The organism is Pseudomonas sp. C 49-2, from assembly GCF_003970195.1.
In the GTDB taxonomy this organism is placed as follows: domain Bacteria; phylum Pseudomonadota; class Gammaproteobacteria; order Pseudomonadales; family Pseudomonadaceae; genus Aquipseudomonas; species Aquipseudomonas canadensis.
Window position 1 is genome coordinate 1 of the sequence record NZ_RXYG01000013.1, and the last position, 17,476, is coordinate 17,476.

The following is a 17,476-nucleotide window of genomic DNA, read 5'->3' on the forward strand; positions in this document are numbered from 1 at the left end:
CAAGTGCGCACCGCCGTGCAGGTGCAGCGCGACTACACCTTCACCCATCCGCGCTACAACCAACAGCACACCGCCACCGGCGACCAGGACCTGAACAACCAACACAAGGATTACGAACGCTACGACTACCCCGGCCGCTACAAACGCGACATCGCCGGTAAGCCATTCACCAAGACCCGCCTGGCCGCGTTACGCAACGACGCCAAGCTGGCGCATCTGGAAGGTGACGATGAACGCCTGCAACCGGGGTTGGCCTTCGACCTCAACGATCATCCGCGTGAAGACTTCAATGATCGCTGGCGCACCATCGCCATCAAGCACGAGGGCAAACAGCACACCAGCCTGCAGGAAGAATCGTTCGGTAGCGGCCTCGGCACCTCTTACACGCTGGAAGCCAGCGCCATCCGCTGGACCTCGGACTGGAAAGCCCCGTTACGCAGTAAACCCTGCATCGACGGCCCGCAGATCGCAACGGTGGTCGGCCCGCCAGGGGAAGAGATTTATTGCGATGAATGGGGCCGGGTCAAGGTGCAGTTTCCGTGGGATCGCACGGACAAAAACAACGACCACAGCTCGTGCTGGATCCGTGTCACCCAAGGCTGGGCCGGGGCGACCTGGGGCTCCATGGCGATCCCACGTGTGGGTCAGGAGTTAGTGATCAGCCACCTGGATGGAGATCCTGACCAGCCGATCGCCACTGGGGCCGCCTACAGACAGACCAACCTGCCGCCCTACGAGCTGCCCAAACACAAGACGCGGATGACCATCAAGAGCCGCACCCATAAGGGCGAAGGCTTCAATGAGTTGCGCTTTGAGGATGAGCTGGGCCAGGAGGAGGTGTTTATCCATGCCCAGAAAGATCAGAACACCATCGTCAAGAACAACCAGACCCAATCGATTGGCGCGGACCGAAGCAGCCAGGTCGGCCAGGACGAAACCATCACCGTCGGCCGCACCCGCATGCGGGTGGTGAAGGCCAATGACACCTTGAAAGTGGGCGGCAGCAAAAGTGACTCAGTCGCCGACGATTACACCGTCGAAGTGGGCAACGCTTTACGCCTGAAATGCGGCAAGACGGTGATCGAGTTGCATGCCAACGGCACGCTGAACATCACCTGCGAGAACTTCAATATCACCGGGTTGAAGTCCGGCCAAATCAACACCCCCGACGGCATGCTGGATCTCAACGTGGAAGGCGGCACTGCTGCCGTTTCCGCTGACGGGCGAGATACCAGTGCGCTCCAAGACGAAGCCAACAGCCATTTTCAGCACGACTGAGACCGTTGATGACTGACCCGTACTTCCCCAAATAAGGAACACCTGAATGGCCAGATACCTGACTCAGGATCTCAACGTCGACCTCGGCGATGAGATGCCCGAAGACACAACACTGAACATGCTCCAGTTTCGCGAGCGACAAACCACTTTGGTCATCGCTCGTAGCGCGCTACCAGAACACCAGAGCCTGGATGACGCGTACACGTTTCAACTGGACTTGCTGCACAAACGGCTCACTGCATTGACCTGCACTGATGCTGTGACCGTTTTTATTGGGAAAGACAAGCAAATCGAAGGTCGTGAAGCAGCACTCCAGTTCACGCACGGAAATCAGCCTATGTACCAGCTTCAGTTGGCCTGCCAACTGCCTGGGCAACAACGCCTGCTGGTCCTGAACTACAGCAAACACAGCGCGCTTACCGAAGCCGATATCAGCCATTGGCGGGCGATCAAAGACAGCCTGCATTTTACCTGATCAGTTCACTCCCCCATTTGCATACACGCTAGTTCAGCAAGGAGCACACACCAATGGCGCAGAACGTCCATGCCGCCAGGGAAGGAGACGTGATCCTTCACCCCCCCCTGGCTGCCGAGCTGATGAGTGCATTGGCAGAAGCGGTTGTCTACGCCGCCGCGACCGCTCTCGTTGCGGCGGCTATCGCCGGCACCGTTGTCGCGGTGGTGGGTACGGGCGGTGCGGCGGCAGTGCTGGTTCCTGTGATTGCTGGAGCACTGGTAGGCGGTGCCAGCATGATTCCCATAGGCGATAAGAGCATCGGTGAAGCCATCACCGATGGGTGTGATTCGCTCGCCAACAGCGTGTTCCCGGCAGAGCCATTCGGCAAGATCGAAAGCGGCTCGCAAGATACCCACGTCAACGGAAAGGCCGCTGCTCGGGCTGCAGGGCGCAGCTCCGGAGGTGGCGGTGCGGACGCACCCGAAGAGGAGTCAGAACCGTCATTTCTGGACAACGTAGGCGCAATGGCAATGTCCGCCGCGCCCATGCTCTTACCTGTGCTCGGCCTGGGCATGGCGATCTACGACATCTTCAATCCTCCTGTCACAACGCCAGCAGCCCCGGGAACGGAGCCGGCGGAACAGGATAAGGTCACCTGCGAACGCCATCCCCCTATGCCCGATGCCTACATCGCGCAGGGGTCCAGCAAGGTGTTCATCAACGGGCAGCCTGCCGCCCGAGCCGGCGACAAGACCACGTGTGATGCCGCCATCGACAGCGATGCCAATGTGTCTCCCAACGTTCGCATAGGTGGCGAGCCACTGACCGTGCGGGATATCCGCAATGGCAAAAGCAAGATTGCGCAGTTCACCGGCATGGTGGCCGGGATGTTGATCTCGCGCAAAATCAAGCTTCGGCCGCGACCGAAGGGCAGCCCAAAACCGCAGCCGCGCATCCGTCCGTGCAAAGGCAGCCCGGTGATTGTTTCAACCGGAAGCAAGGTGCTGGGCGGCCCTGAGGATCACGATTTCACATTGCCCGGCCTGCTTCCCATTGAATGGGCCAGGGGCTACGACAGCAACGACCTGCGCAGCGACGGCCTGTTTGGCATGGGCTGGAGTGTGCCCTACGAAGTGGAAATTCTGCGCGTGCCCCACCCCGAGGGCGGCGAGTTGTGGATCTATGTCGACGAAGAAGGCACCCGCCTGGAACTGGGTCGGCTAAAGGCAGGCGATGCCTTTGTCAGCGTTCTCGATGGGTTGGCGTTCTTTCACCTGGAAGACGGACAGACCGTGGTCGAGGACATCTACACCGGTCTCTACCAAGTCTTCCAGACCGACCCGCACAACCCGAGACGCTCACGCCTGACCAGGCTGGGCGATCGTAACCTGAATACGTTGGGGCTTCTCTACGATCAAACAGGCCGACTGCACTACGTGTGCGACGGTTTGAGCCAAACCACCGTTCGGCTGAGCTATGACACGCAGCACCCGAGACGGGTCAGCCAAGTGGACCGACTCTACATCAAGCTGGGCAATGATCCCCGGATCGAACACACCGAAGTCCTTGCCAGCTATCGCTACACCCCAGCCGGCCAGTTACAGGAAGTGCTCGATGCCACCGGCCAAGTCCTGCGTCGCTTCACCTACACGGCGCACGGCTACCTCGATAGCCACACCCTGCCCAGTGGGGCGACTCGGCAGTATCAATGGCAACGCTTCGACGTTCCCGCACAACGCCCTCAATCGGTGCGCGCAGACGGCAGCCCCTGCAAATTTCCACCCCTGCTCGAACCTCAGCCCAGCCATGAGTGGCGGGTCATTCGCCATTGGGGCAGCGATGGCGAGGACTACCGCTTCGAATACGACCTGGAAAAAGGCGAAACCCACGTCACCGACAGCCTCGGGCGCCAGGACCATTACTACTGGGGACCCTTCTATGAGATCTACAAACACATAGACCCCATGGGCCACTGCTGGCAGGAAGACGTACTCAGCGGCCAACTGCTCAAGAGCATCGACCCGCAAGGCGGCGAATGGCAATACGGCTACGACGAACTCGGCCGCCTGATCGAAACCCGCGACCCACTGGGCCGCTGCGAACGGATCCGCTACACCCGCCACTGGGCGTTACCTCTGAGTATCACCGATGGCGCCGGGCGCACCCAACGCTTCGGTTATGACAGCCAGGGCAATCTGCTGTGGGAGCAAGATCCCCTCGGTCGAAAGACCCAGTACCGGTATGACAGCCAAGGCCAAGTCCAATGCATCACCGACCCGCTGGCCAAGCATAAATACCTGCGCTGGAACGCACACGGGCAATTGCTCAACTACCGCGACTGCTCCAACAACGAGACCCACTACCGCTATGATCGGCGCGGCCTGCTTAGCGAAACCATCAATGCCCGCGGCGAGCACACTCATTACCGCTACGACGCCCGTGGCTATCTGATCGAAAGCCAGCGCCCCGATGGCCGCATCGACCGCTACGACATCGACGCCGCCGGCCAGCTTACGGCTTATACCGACCCGGCCCAGCGTATCACCCGCCTACGTTATGACCGCAGTGGTCGTCTGATCAAGCGTGTTGACGCCCTCGGCCACAGCGTCGAGTTTGGCTACGACGCCTATGACCGCCTGCTGCACCTGAGCAATGAAAACAACGAACGCTACCGCTTCGAGTGGGACGTGCTGGACCGCCTGCTGGCCCAGCAAGATCTGGATGGCAGCGGGCGCATCTACCAGTACAACCCGCTGGGTGATGTCACCGGTATCCGTCATATCCCCGCGCCAAATGCCGAGTCCGAGCTGGATGGCAAGGACAGCGCCGAACCGCACATGCCACTGGTGCACTATTTCGAGCGTGATGCCCTGGGACGGTTGACCCGCAAACGTACCGACGATGGGGTCACCGAGTACGGCTACGACAACGCCGATAACCTGCTGGCGATCAGTTTCACCGACAACCAGGGTGACCAGCAGCGGCTCGACTATACCTACGATGCTCTCGGTCAATTGCTTAGCGAAACCAACAGTGCCGGTCTGCTGCAGTATGACTACGATGAACTGGGCAACCTGCAAACCCTGACCCTGCCCGATCAGCGCCAACTCAACCACCTGTACTACGGCAGCGGCCACCTGCATCAAATCAACCTGGGCGGCCGGCTGATCAGCGATTTTGAGCGCGATGCACTGCACGACGAAGTGCTGCGCACCCAGGGCGCCCTGCACACCCGCACCCGCTACGACCGCAATGGCCGGCTCAGCCAGAAGGCCCTGAACTACCAGCACGTCGCCCGGGAGGTGCTGCCGTTGTTGCAGAAGGACTATCAGTACGATGTCAGCGACAACCTGGTGGCCGAGATACTCACCCAGACCCAGCGCCCAGGCGCTAATCACCCGACCGCAGCGGCCAATGACGACAACCTGATTGGTCGCTTCCAGAACCAATCATCGACCGGCAAGAGCTATCAAGGTAGCGCCCAATACGGCTACAACCCGGTCGAGCAGATCCAGAGCATGCACCGCAGCAGCCCCGCGTCGCTGGGCCAGCACATCGAGAGCCTCAACTACGACGCGGCCGGCAATCTGTTCGATGGCTACCGGGTCAACGGCCTGATCAAGCACAACCGCGTGCATGTCTACCAAGACAAGCGTTATCGCTATGACCGCTTTGGGCGGTTGAGTGAAAAGCGCAGCGGCAGCAGCCGCATCCAGCACTTCGAATACGACGCAGAACACCGGCTGATCTGTATCCGCCAGCATCAGGGATCAATGGCCCAGCGCATTGTTTTTAACTACGACCCGTTGGGGCGGCGCATCAGCAAGCAGGTGTATCACGACGACGCCAGCGAACCGAGCCACCGCATGCTGTTCCATTGGCAGGGCTTGCGCCTGCTGGAAGAGGTACAGGACGGCAGGCCCAGCCTGTACGTGTATGCCGATCCGGGCAGCTATGAGCCCTTGGCCCGTATCGATGGCAAGCCAGGTAGCGAGGCGATCTTCTACTTCCACACCAACCTGGCCGGGCTGCCGGAACAGCTGACCGACACCGACGGCAACACGGTGTGGCACAGCGAGTATCAGGCCTGGGGCAAGAGCCGGGACGAGTGGCATGATTGGCAGGCGGGAAGTGAGCAGAATCTGCGTTTTCAGGGCCAGTACCTTGACCGCGAAACCGGGCTGCACTACAACACCTTCAGGTTTTTTGATCCGGATGTGGGGCGGTTTACCCAGCCGGATCCGATTGGGTTGGCGGGTGGGATTAACCCTTATCAATACGCGCCGAATCCAACAGGCTGGATCGATCCCTGGGGCTGGGAATGTGGAAAGTCTGGGAGAGGATTCCTGAGCTGGGCAAAAAAATGGCATGACAAGCGCGTAATAGAAATATTCGGCCCTCAAAAGGGTAGAAACTTCGGCAGACAACGCTCATATGACAGTCATTACAAAGGTCGGGATATTGAATATAAATCCGACAACTTCAAAAAAGGCCCTCGCTCGACAGAGAGCTTGAACCGAATGACAAAACAAATTGACAAAGACATTACACTAAAAAATTCGCAGGGTGCAAATCCACACTGGCACTTTGAGCATGACCCAAGAGTAGCGCCCGAGATGGGCAGCGTTTTACAAAAGCTAGAAAACGCCAATATTCCTTGGACATTTGGCCCGAAAGCCCCATTTTAATATCACGAGATACCTATATGCCTCGAGCAAATTCGATTATAGAGAATTTACACACTCTTATTTTTGAGCACAAATTCGCACCAGCTTACCCTCTATGGTCAAAAAACATAACTTCTCTTTGCCGGGCAATACCTGACAGCAAGCATTACTGCTACATAATCATAACAACAAATAAAGATGACTCTCTCACGACCGATCTGTGGGTAGGCCCAATCAACTATCCAGACAGCTCACTAGATTCAAACTGCAGCGCATTCAAAATAGCAATTGGTATAACGTATGAAGAAGACCCAGATTTTTTATCGAAATGCCAGCAGCGCATCATTAGACTTATCCCCCACGCTGACGCGCTTGCAAACGCTGTACAAGAAGAATTACTATTCCCTTCCCTCGTAGCAACAAGCCATACCACCGCACAGCGAATGATGGCTTATCATCATTTTCTAGAAGCCTACGAGCAACTAAAACAACACCACACATTTCCACAAATCCACAACGAATTAATAAGCCTATACAAAAAAAGCGGAAAAAGCCTTTCAAAAACAATCAAACACATAAAAGATGTTACGCCAGACATATTGAATAGCACTTCTCAAGCATCATCCGACTTCCTTAAAGATTATCTAACACCACCATTTGACCTCTCATCCGTTCTTGCAGAGTTCGCATTCATTGAGACCTCAACCAGATATGCCGCTCAACACCCAATAAAAATATAAACTTTAAGGACACCCTATCCGATTCCGCAGGGATGCCTGAACAACTGGCCAAAGATAAGCTACCGGATCTACTCGGTGGGCAACCCGGTGGCGGTGTCCACTGGCAGCAAGCTCCAGGATGGCCCGGAAAATCTGGACTTCACCCTCCCTGGCATCCTGCCCATCGTGTGGGCACGCCGCTACAACAGCCTCGACCGCCGCGACAACGGGCTGTTCGGCGTCGGCTGGAGCGTGTTCTACGAAGTTGAGATCGTGCGCGTGACTCATCCGGACGGCGGCGACCTGTGGGTGTACATCAACGCCGGGGGCGAGCGCCTGGAACTGGGGCAACTCAAGCCCGGCAATCGCTTTATCAGCACCCTCGATGGCTTGGCGTTCTTCGAGATGGGTAACGGTTTGACGGTGGTCGAGGACATTCATGACGGCCTGTATCAGGTGTTTGAAACCGATCCGCACAACCCGCGACGTTCACGTCTCGTACGCTTGGGCGACCGCAACCGCAATACCGTCAACCTGCACTATGACGATCAGGGCAGATTGCTGCATCTGCTCGACCCCAACAGCCGCATCACCGTCCGCCTGCGCTACAACGACCTGCACCCACGCCGAGTTGAGCAGGTTGAGCGCCTGTACTTCAGTGACGAAGACCCCGGCCATCTGGAGCGTACCGAACCCTTGGTGCGCTACCTCTATGACAGCCATGGCGATTTGAGCACGGTACTTGATACCCGCGACCAGGTGCTGCGGCGTTTCACCTACACGCCCGAACGTTCCATGAGCAGCCACACGTTGCCCACTGGCGCCACACGTCACTATGCATGGGCGTCTTTCGCCGTCCCAGATGAACGGCCACAACCCGTCCGCGCCGACGGCACGCCCTACACCCTCCCGCCCTTGCTGGAACCACAGCCCGACCACGAATGGCGGGTCACCCGCCACTGGGGCAGCGATGGCGAGGACTATCGCTTCGAATACGACCTGGCCAAGGGCGAAACCCGCGTCGTCGACAGCCTTGGCCGTGAGGAACGCTATTACTGGGGCGCGCTGTACGAGGTCTACCACCATATCGACGCGCTGGGCCAATGCTGGCACAGCGACCTGCTCGCCGGACAACTTCTCAAAACCACCGACCCGCAGGGTGGCGAATGGCAGTACGTCTACGATGACATCGGACGCCTGATCGACACCCGTGACCCGCTCGGGCGCAGCGAATACATCCTCTACACCGAACACTGGGCCTTGCCCCTGAGCATCACCGACCGTGGCGGCCACACCAGTACCTTCAGCTACGACGAACGCGGCAATCTGCTCAGTGAAAAAGATCCACTCGGGCACACCACCCGTTACTGCTATGCCCCCCAGGGCCAAGTGGTGGAAATCATCGACGCCCACGATAAGTACAAGACCCTGGCGTGGAACCGTTATGGGCAACTACTGCTGTACCGCGATTGCTCCAATTCAGAAAACCACTACCGCTATGACGAGCGCGGCTACCTGTGCGCCAGCACCAATGCCCGAGGCGAGACCACCCAGTACCGGTATGACACTCGCGGCCACCTGATCGAAAGCGAACGCCCGGACGGGTGCGTCGACCGCTACCAACGCAACCTGACCGGCCAGCTCACTGACTACATCGACCCGGCCAACCTGCGCACGCAGTACCACTACGATCCGAGCGGGGGATCCAGCAGCGTATTGACGCGCTCGGTCTTAAAGTACGATTCAGCTATGACGCCTATGGACGCCTGCAACAGCTGAGCAATGAGAACGACGAGGCCTACCGTTTCAAGTGGGATGTGCTGGATCGTTTGACCACCCAGACCGATCTGGACAGTAGCTACCGCGTTTACCACTACAACGCGGTGGACGACATCACCGGCACCGATGCTCATCCCACGCCAGCGCCGGAACCGCGCAACACTTCCGAGGACGGCCCGCCACCGTACGAGTCAGACATGCCGATCGAGCATCGCTTCACCCGCGATGCGGTAGGCCGGTTGCTGCGTAAAACGACTGACGATGGCATCACCGACTATGCCTACGATCCCGCTGACAACCTGCTGGCGATCACTTTTAAAGCTCACAACGGCGAACAGCAGCAACTGAAATTCCGCTATGACGCCCTCGGCCAATTGCTCAGCGAAAGCAGCGATGCCGGTGAACTGGGTTATCGCTACGACGCCCTGGGCAACCTGGAAACCCTGACCCTACCCGACCAACGCCAGCTCAATCACCTGTACTACGGCAGCGGCCACCTGCATCAACTCAACCTTAATGGCCGGGTGATCTGCGACCTCGAACGCGACTAACTGCACGACGAAGTCCTGCGCACCCAGGGCAGCCTGCTGACCCGTACCCGCTACGACCGCAGCGGCCGTCTCAGCCGGAAAGCCCTGCACTACCGCAACGCAGCCCGCGAAGAACTGCCCGTGCTGCAAAAAAACTACCAGTACGACGCCAGCGACAACCTGATCATCGAGCGCCTGACCCAGACCCAGCGTCGCGGTGGCAGCGATCCCCGCCAGCCGCTGCCGGACGATGGCCTGATGGGGCGCTTTCTCGGCCAGAGCCACGGCAAAAGTGTCGAAGGCAAAGAACATTACACTTACGACGCCACCGAGCGCCTGCGCGACCACCGCCAAAGCAGCCCGCACAATCCGGAACTGCACCGCGAAACCTATAACTACGACGCCGCCGCCAACCTGATGCAAAGCGGTCGGGGCAGCGGTTACGTCAAGCACAACCGCGTGCAGGTGTTCGAGGACAAACGCTACCGTTATGACCGCTTCGGGCGCCTGAGTGAAAAGCGTATCGGCAGCCACACCGTGCAACGCTTTCGTTACGACGCCGAACAGCGGCTGGTCTGTGTCGAGCAGGATCAGGGCTGGCAACGCCTGCGCAGTGAGTACAGCTATGATCCGCTGGGACGGCGCATCAGCAAACGGGTGTACCGCAACGACAGCGAGCAGGCACAAAGCGATGTGCAGTTTGTGTGGCAAGGGCTACGGCTGTTGCAGGAGGTGGAACACGGCTTCGGCAGTGTGTATGTGTATGCCAATCCCGACAGCTACGAACCGCTGGCGCGGATTGATGGCAAGCCCGGTAGTGAAGAGATCTTCTACTTCCACACCAACCTCGCTGGGTTGCCGGAACAGCTCACCTATGAGACCGGGCTGAGCATCTTTCGACGATAGGCAGATCACCCAGCCAAGGCAGGATGTCCTTGTCGAAGTGACGATCGATCTGCGACAAGGTGCTCTGGCGTCCGGCCTTCAGGCTCAAGGCCCTAAACGCGCGCCAGTCTGTGAAAACGCGACGAAAAGAGTTCTCCGTCGAGGCACTGGCGGCCAGTCGCGCTTCACGGCGATTGGAACGAGGGTCAACACCCTGGGCGACCAACGCACGCGCTTCGTCCTGCGCCGTGCGCGCGTCTTTGAGACTGACTGCCGGGTAAACGCCCAGTGAAATACGCGCTTGCTTGCCCAGCCAATAGAAGCGGAAGTGCCATTGCTTGGCACCCTTGAGACCCACGAACAGCGCAAGCCCACCCGAGTCTTTGAGGGTGTAATTTTTACCGGTAGGTTTCGCCTGGCGAACGGCGGTATCGGTCAAGGCCATGAGTACATCTCCCGTCTCGTAGGGCCGAGGAGATGTATATCGATGCCGGACCGGGGCGTTCCCCCCAAAAACCGCTGCGCTCGCTGCCCGGATTCTATGTACTCAAAACTGTACTTAAGAAACGTGGCTGGAGGCGGATTCTGGTGGATCGCACTGGAACGAAAAAAGACGCCTAAGCGTCTATTTTCAATAACCTACAGACTTCCATGGAACTCTGTAGATCGATATTTGGAGCGGGAAACGAGACTCGAACTCGCGACCCCGACCTTGGCAAGGTCGTGCTCTACCAACTGAGCTATTCCCGCGTCTTGGTGATGCGCATTCTATAGAATTATCAGAACCCGTCAACCCTTTGATTCAAAAAAGTTTTATTTCTTTTCAACGGTAGTGCGCAGATGCGGCCAGGCCGCGCGTAAATACTGGAGCATGGACCACAAGGTCAGGCCAGCGGCGATCAGCAGCAAGGCGTAGCCAGTCAGGACCCAGAAGGAGAAGTCCGACGGGTTGGCCAGTAGGATAACCAGCGCAAGCATTTGCGCGGCGGTTTTCCACTTGCCCATGTTGGACACGGCCACGTGAGCGCGGGCGCCGATTTCGGCCATCCATTCACGCAGGGCCGAGACGACGATCTCGCGACCGATGATCACGGCGGCTGGCAAGGTCAGCCACAGGTTGCCGTGTTCTTGCACCAGTAGAACCAACGCGACAGCCACCATGAGCTTGTCGGCCACCGGGTCCAGGAACGCGCCGAACGGCGTGCTCTGCTCCAGGCGACGGGCCAGGTAGCCGTCGAGCCAGTCGGTGGCGGCCGCGAAGGCGAACACGGAACTGGAGGCCGCATAGCTCCATTCGTACGGCAAATAGAACAACAGAATGAAAATCGGGATAAGCAGGACGCGTAGAACGGTGATCAGATTAGGGATATTCATCGGCACAACTGGCTACGAGGTGGAAAGGCATTCTATTCGCTGTGCAGATTCGCATAAATCAACTCAGCGAGCTTTTTACTGATACCGGGTGCTTTGGCTATTTCGTCAATGCTGGCACGGGATAGCTCTTGCAAGCCACCAAAATGTTTAAGCAAGTCGCGTCGCCGTGTCGGCCCGACCCCCGCCACCCCTTCCAGGGTTGAGGTTCGTCGGGTTTTGCCACGCCGGGCACGGTGGCCGGTAATGGCGAAACGGTGGGCTTCGTCACGGATCTGTTGGATCAGGTGCAGCGCAGGTGAGTCGCCCTTCAAGGTGAACTCATGGGCGGCATCATTCAAGTACAACGTCTCGAAACCGGCCTTGCGCGTGGCGCCCTTGGCCACGCCGAGCAGGATCAGATCCGGCACCGCCAGCTCGTTGAGCACGTCACGGGCCATGGACAACTGCCCCTTGCCGCCGTCCACCAACAGGATATCCGGCAGTTTGCCCTCGCCGTCCTTCAGTTTGCTGAAGCGCCGTGTCAGGGCCTGGTGCATGGCGGCATAGTCATCGCCGGCGGTGACGCCTTCGATGTTATAGCGCCGATAATCGGATTTGATCGGCCCTTCCGGCCCGAACACCACACAGGACGCCACGGTGGCTTCGCCGCTGGAGTGGCTGATGTCATAGCACTCCAGGCGCTGCGGCGGCTCGTCCAGGTTGAGGACTTCGGCCAGGGCGTCGAAGCGCGCGGCGACGTGCTGTCGATTGGCCAGGCGCGCACCCAGAGCCTGTTCGGCATTGGTCACGGCCAGTTGTTGCCAGCGCGCGCGGGTGCCGCGTACACGGTGGCTGATATCCAACTCGCGGCCGCGCAGTTCGTGGATCGCCTCGATCAGTGTGGGGAAATCTTCATGCACCACGTTGACGATCAGCTCCGACGGCAAATCGCGCTCGGGACTGCTGACGTAGTACTGGCCAAGGAACGCTGCCATGACTTCGGCCACTTCCTCATCTATACCTGTCTGCGGGAAGAAGTTCTTGCTGCCCAATACCCGCCCGCCACGCACGCTGATCAGGTGCACACAGGCGCCGCCCGGGTTGACGAAGGCCGCAATCACGTCGACGTCGCCGGTGCCGCCTTCCATGCTCTGCTGGTCCTGGACGCGGCGCAGCAGCGAAATCTGGTCACGCAGCTCGGCGGCGCGCTCGAAGTCCAGGGTGCTGGCGGCCTGCTCCATGGCACCGGAGAGCTCATCGGTCAAGGCATTGCTGCGGCCTTCAAGGAACATCACCGAATGGCGTACATCCTCGGCGTACTCCGCCGGTTCGACCAGGCCCACACAAGGCGCCTTGCAACGCTTGATCTGGTATTGCAAGCAAGGCCGTGTGCGGTTCTTGTAGAAACTGTCTTCGCACTGGCGCACAAAAAATGTCTTTTGCAGCAGGCTCAGGCTCTCGCGGATCGCGCCCGCACTGGGATAGGGTCCGAAATACTTGCCCTTCTGCTTCTTCGCGCCACGGTGAATGCTCAGCCGTGGGAAGTTGCCGTCGGATAAAAACACATAGGGGTAGGATTTATCGTCTCGCAGCAGGATGTTGTAGGGCGGCCGCCACTCCTTGATCAGCGTCTGCTCAAGCAGCAGCGCTTCGGTTTCATTGGCGGTGATGGTGGTTTCGACCTGAGCGATACGCGCCACCAGCGCAGCGGTTTTCGGCGCGAGACCGCTCTTGCGAAAGTAGCTCGCCAGACGGTTCTTCAGGTTCTTGGCTTTGCCGACATAAAGCAGGCGCGCCTCGCTGTCGAACATGCGGTACACGCCGGGACGGCCGCTGCAGGTCGAGAGAAAGGCACTGGGATCAAACGGCGTGGTCATGTCAGGCGCTGGCGTCCACCATGCCGTGGCGCACCGCGAGCAGGGTCAATTCAACATCACTGCTGATGGCGAGCTTCTCGAAAATGCGATAGCGGTAGGTGTTGACGGTCTTGGGCGACAGGCACAGTTTGTCAGAGATGCTCTGCACCTTCTGGCAGCCGACGATCATCAAGGCAATCTGGATTTCCCGCTCCGACAGCGCATCGAACGGTGAGTCGCTGACGGGCTGGAAGGATTTGATGGCCAATTGCTGGGCAATCTGTGGGCTGATGTAACGCTGGCCGGCAAACACCAGGCGAATGGCTTGCACCATCTCCGCCAGGCCTGCGCCCTTGGTCAGGTAACCCGCCGCCCCAGCCTGCAACAAGCGCGTCGGGAACGGGTCTTCTTCACACACAGTGACCACCACGACTTTGATGTCCGGATGGCTGCGCAACAATTTGGTCGTGGCACCAAGACCGCCTATACCGGGCATCTTGACGTCCATCAGCACCACATCGGGTTTCAACTCCCGAGCCTTGATCAGGGACTCTTCCCCGGACTCGGCCTGGCCGACTACTTGCAGGCCATCGATGTCAGCCAGCATTCGTGTAATGCCTGTACGAACGAGATCATGGTCATCGACTACTAGCACCCTAATCAAGCAGACACCTCGCGATATGGTCTTATAGGTTGCTGAACACCTTAGCAAAAAACCAAGGCGCAGACCTAGCTGCAAGCGTCATATATATAGTGTTTGAACACACAGTAGCCGCCCACCGAGAAGTGGACGGCTCTATTTACTGGGCAGCGGGTCAGGAATCCTGGGGCTGCGGCTTGGTTTTTCCGTTATGCGCAAAAGAATGCTCGGCCAGGGTCGAGGTCAAACGGCGGATCGCGTCTTGGTCCTCCTTGAACATGGCGCGGTAGTCCGCCAGGACTTTCTCCCGCCCTAGGTGCCCGTCCCCCACTTTCGTATTTCCCTTGTGCATTAGCCTTGACCAGTATGCGCGTATTGGAATGGGCCACAGAAATTAGCTGGATGGGCAGGCACGCTCCATGCGCCAGAAGCAATCCTCCTCACCGACAATGCTCAAGCCCCTGCGCTGATAAAGCCTCCTGGCCGGATTGGTCTTGAATACGGTCAAACGCAACAGACCCAACGCCTGCGCTTTGGACGCCATCTGCTCCAGCACCCAGCTGCCTGCGCCAAGTCCGCGACAGGTCTCGAGCATGTGCAGCTCGCGGATATAGAGCGCGCGGCTATCGCGGCTCAGGCTGACAAAGCCCATCACCACGTCGTCATTGCAGATCAGCCAGTTTTCACGGCCGCCCCAAGCGACGTCGAAGCCATCGTTGGACCACATCAGGTCGTATTGCTGGTAATAGCGGCTCATGGCCTCGAAGGTCAGGCTTCGGGCGAATGGCAGGTCCCGATCAGTTGCCGCGCGCAGTTGGAACGCCATTTTAGACAGCCATCACTTGCCCAGCCCACTGCCCACCCTCACGACGGGCAATCACCAGCGAGTCGCCGACACCGGAGGCGGCGGCGACTAAACCGCCATCAGCCGCCCAGATAGCGCTGCGACCAGCGCAGACATAACCACCGGATGGACCACCATGGTTGGCCATCAACACCAGCAGCCCATGTTCGACCGCATAGCCTTGGAGCAATGTGCTATCGGTCGCGTAGCCGCCCTCGCTGATCAGCACACCAGCGGCATAAATCGTAGCACCCGCCTCAGCCGCCCGACGTGGATGGCTGGCATGGGAGAAGTCCGCGCATACCGCCAAAGCTATCCGATCATCCCCCCACTCCAAGGCCGAACCGCCCTGCCCTGGGACAAACGCAACCTCTTCGCCAGGGTGCAGATGCTGTTTGGTGTAGATCGCCAGCGAGCCATCCACCCCCAGCACCAGTGCGCCGATCAACACGCCCAAGCCAGGCGACAGGCGGATAGGCATGCCCACCACCGCCGTCAACCGCAGCTCCCGCGCCATTTCGCGCAGCGGCGTCAAGACCGTGTCGCCTGGCTCAATCGCTAACCCGGCCGCCAGGGACGGTTCATAACCTGTCAACGAAAGCTCTGGAAACACCAGCAACTGCACACCCTGCTTCGCCGCCGCACGCATGAACACCAGGTGCCGCTCAATATTGGCCGGCAGATTGCCCGCGATAGAAACGGATTGTGCAGCAGCAATGGTCAAGGCGGTCATGGTCGCGTTCCAGCATTGTCAGAGTGTGATCAGCATATCGGCACTCTCCCATAGCCGTAAGTCCCCCACGACGATAGAAATTTCTGATTGAAACCACCCGTGCGCGTCGAGTAAGCTCTGCCCATCATTTGGAGACACACCATGTTGCAACTCACCCACACTCAGGTTTGCTCTGCTGCCAGCGCCCCGCGCTCGGTGTCGGCTACCCGCGTGAACGGTTCGAGCGCACTGGTCAGCTTTTATTTTGGGTATTGGTTTAGCCACTGGCGCGCCTGATACCTGAAATCGGCGCCCACTACTCAAGGGGTCGCCTACCAGAGAAATCTAACCCCCGGTCGGCTCCCCGACCGGGGGTTTTGTTTTTTCAGCCTCTAAAACTTTTTGAAGAACACTTAAAGGACACACGACATGAACTACGCCACCTATTACCGCTACGACACTTCCACTGCATGGCGATTTAGCCAGCTCCGCTCGGGACAGCCTGCCGCCTCCGATCGGTCACCTCTTGGTGGCAAGCCAACACACGTAGCCAATACGGCCAATTGTCGAACACCCCAGTAGGGCAGAGCGCGCGGGAACAGCCCGCCGCTTGCCCAGGAAGCCTTGAACATGAACTCTGCCACCGCCGCTCTGCCGATTTCTGCACTGACCAGCGCCAATGAAGCCCTGACCCAGCGCCTGCCCAGCTCCCTTGAGCTCAAGCACCAACTGCCTCTCAGCCCGTTCCTCAACGAACAAGTCCACGCCCATCGCCAAGCCGTGCGTGCCATCCTCAATGGCGAAGATTCCCGCTTGCTGGTGATTGTCGGCCCGTGCTCGATTCACGACCCTGAGTCGGCCATGGAATACGCACGCAACCTGAAGAAACTCGCGCTGGAAGTCAGCGACCAGATGCTGCTGGTGATCCGCGCCTACGTCGAAAAACCGCGCACCACCATCGGCTGGAAAGGCCTGGCCTACGACCCTCATTTGGACGGCAGCGATGACATGGCCGCCGGCCTCACCCTGTCCCGCGAATTGATGCGCGAAATGCTGCGCCTGGGCCTGCCGGTCGCCACTGAGCTGCTGCAACCTATGGCAGCCGGCTACTTCGATGACCTGCTCAGCTGGGTCGCGATTGGCGCGCGCACCACCGAATCGCAGATCCACCGCGAAATGGCCAGCGGCCTGGGCATGCCCGTGGGCTTCAAGAACGGCACCGACGGCGGCGTCGCGATTGCCTGTGACGCGATGCGCTCGGCATCCCACCCGCACCGTCACTTCGGCGTCGACAGCCAGGGCCACCCGGCGATCATCCAGACCCCAGGCAACCCCGACACGCACTTGGTGCTGCGCGGCGGGCACCGTGGGCCGAACTACGATGCGCAAAGCGTGGCGCAGGTGAAGCACGACCTGGCCAAGTCCAAGGTAGCGGCGCGGATCATGGTCGATTGCAGCCACGCCAACAGCGGCAAAGACCCATTGCGCCAACCGGGGGTGTTCAACGAGGTGCTGGAACAGCGGTTGCAGGGCGACACCTCGCTGATCGGCATGATGCTCGAAAGCCACCTGTTCGAAGGCTGCCAGCCGTTGAGTGAGTCGATGAAATACGGCGTGTCAGTGACCGATGGTTGCCTGGGCTGGGATGGCACTGAGCAGTTGCTGCGCCGTGCTGCCGAGCGTTTGCGGCAACAACACAAAACCAACTGACTGGTCGAGATCGAAATGTGGGAGCTGGCTTGCCTGCGATGGCGGA

14 protein-coding genes, 1 tRNA gene and 1 pseudogene are annotated in these 17,476 nt (G+C 59.1%); 8 read left to right on the top strand and 8 right to left on the bottom strand.

Annotation, left to right across the window (positions count from 1 at the left end; translation table 11 throughout):
- The 7 genes from tssI to EJ576_RS30085 form a co-directional block, all read left to right on the top strand.
- Positions 1-1,278 (top strand): type VI secretion system tip protein TssI/VgrG (tssI, locus tag EJ576_RS23055; protein WP_256656640.1); only part of this gene is annotated, 1,278 nt, incomplete at its 5' end.
- A gap of 46 nt (positions 1,279-1,324) precedes the next feature.
- Positions 1,325-1,753: a DcrB-related protein gene (locus EJ576_RS23060; protein WP_126571210.1), complete on the top strand. Its 429-nt coding sequence runs from the start codon at positions 1,325-1,327 to the stop codon at positions 1,751-1,753.
- A 53-nt stretch (positions 1,754-1,806) separates the two neighbouring features.
- The gene (locus tag EJ576_RS23065) at positions 1,807-6,423 is read left to right on the top strand and encodes an RHS repeat-associated core domain-containing protein (RefSeq protein ID WP_126571211.1); all 4,617 of its coding nucleotides are present in this window, start codon (positions 1,807-1,809) and stop codon (positions 6,421-6,423) included.
- Between the two features lie 17 nt (positions 6,424-6,440).
- Positions 6,441-7,142 carry an Imm25 family immunity protein gene (locus EJ576_RS23070; RefSeq protein ID WP_126571212.1) on the top strand — a complete coding sequence of 234 codons (702 nt, stop codon included), beginning with the start codon at positions 6,441-6,443 and terminating at the stop codon, positions 7,140-7,142.
- A 75-nt stretch (positions 7,143-7,217) separates the two neighbouring features.
- Positions 7,218-8,900, top strand: a complete 1,683-nt coding sequence (locus tag EJ576_RS30075) for a DUF6531 domain-containing protein (RefSeq protein WP_256656641.1) — start codon at positions 7,218-7,220, stop codon at positions 8,898-8,900.
- A 38-nt stretch (positions 8,901-8,938) separates the two neighbouring features.
- Complete coding sequence (locus tag EJ576_RS30080) at positions 8,939-9,451, top strand: RHS repeat domain-containing protein (protein ID WP_256656642.1); 513 nt, start codon at positions 8,939-8,941, stop codon at positions 9,449-9,451.
- A 120-nt stretch (positions 9,452-9,571) separates the two neighbouring features.
- Positions 9,572-10,336, top strand: coding sequence for a hypothetical protein (locus EJ576_RS30085; protein WP_256656643.1), 765 nt, complete (start codon positions 9,572-9,574; stop codon positions 10,334-10,336).
- Here EJ576_RS30085 and EJ576_RS23080 read toward each other — a convergent pair.
- From EJ576_RS23080 to EJ576_RS23115, 8 genes and pseudogenes are all read right to left on the bottom strand, one after another.
- Positions 10,299-10,760 (bottom strand): integrase arm-type DNA-binding domain-containing protein, encoded by a 462-nt coding sequence (locus tag EJ576_RS23080; RefSeq protein WP_122724367.1) that lies wholly within the window; start codon positions 10,758-10,760, stop codon positions 10,299-10,301. The genes EJ576_RS30085 and EJ576_RS23080 overlap by 38 nt on opposite strands.
- Before the next feature lie 229 nt (positions 10,761-10,989).
- Positions 10,990-11,065: transfer RNA gene (locus EJ576_RS23085), tRNA-Gly, on the bottom strand.
- Positions 11,066-11,128: 63 nt separating this feature from the next.
- On the bottom strand, positions 11,129-11,689 hold the full coding sequence (pgsA, locus tag EJ576_RS23090) for a CDP-diacylglycerol--glycerol-3-phosphate 3-phosphatidyltransferase (RefSeq protein WP_003232771.1): 561 nt from the start codon (positions 11,687-11,689) through the stop codon (positions 11,129-11,131).
- A 32-nt stretch (positions 11,690-11,721) separates the two neighbouring features.
- The gene (uvrC, locus tag EJ576_RS23095; RefSeq protein ID WP_122724365.1) at positions 11,722-13,545 is read right to left on the bottom strand and encodes an excinuclease ABC subunit UvrC; all 1,824 of its coding nucleotides are present in this window, start codon (positions 13,543-13,545) and stop codon (positions 11,722-11,724) included.
- 1 nt (position 13,546) lies between these two features.
- Positions 13,547-14,188 carry a UvrY/SirA/GacA family response regulator transcription factor gene (uvrY, locus tag EJ576_RS23100; protein ID WP_016977368.1) on the bottom strand — a complete coding sequence of 214 codons (642 nt, stop codon included), beginning with the start codon at positions 14,186-14,188 and terminating at the stop codon, positions 13,547-13,549.
- A 151-nt stretch (positions 14,189-14,339) separates the two neighbouring features.
- A pseudogene (locus EJ576_RS23105) lies at positions 14,340-14,526 on the bottom strand (transcriptional regulator); the annotation flags it as partial.
- 32 nt (positions 14,527-14,558) lie between these two features.
- Complete coding sequence (locus tag EJ576_RS23110; RefSeq protein WP_123474181.1) at positions 14,559-14,990, bottom strand: GNAT family N-acetyltransferase; 432 nt, start codon at positions 14,988-14,990, stop codon at positions 14,559-14,561.
- 1 nt (position 14,991) lies between these two features.
- Positions 14,992-15,741, bottom strand: coding sequence for a carbon-nitrogen hydrolase family protein (locus tag EJ576_RS23115; RefSeq protein WP_126571213.1), 750 nt, complete (start codon positions 15,739-15,741; stop codon positions 14,992-14,994).
- Positions 15,742-16,350: 609 nt separating this feature from the next.
- Here EJ576_RS23115 and EJ576_RS23120 point away from each other — a divergent pair.
- On the top strand, positions 16,351-17,430 hold the full coding sequence (locus tag EJ576_RS23120; RefSeq protein WP_122724359.1) for a 3-deoxy-7-phosphoheptulonate synthase: 1,080 nt from the start codon (positions 16,351-16,353) through the stop codon (positions 17,428-17,430).
- Positions 17,431-17,476: the final 46 nt, after the last annotated feature.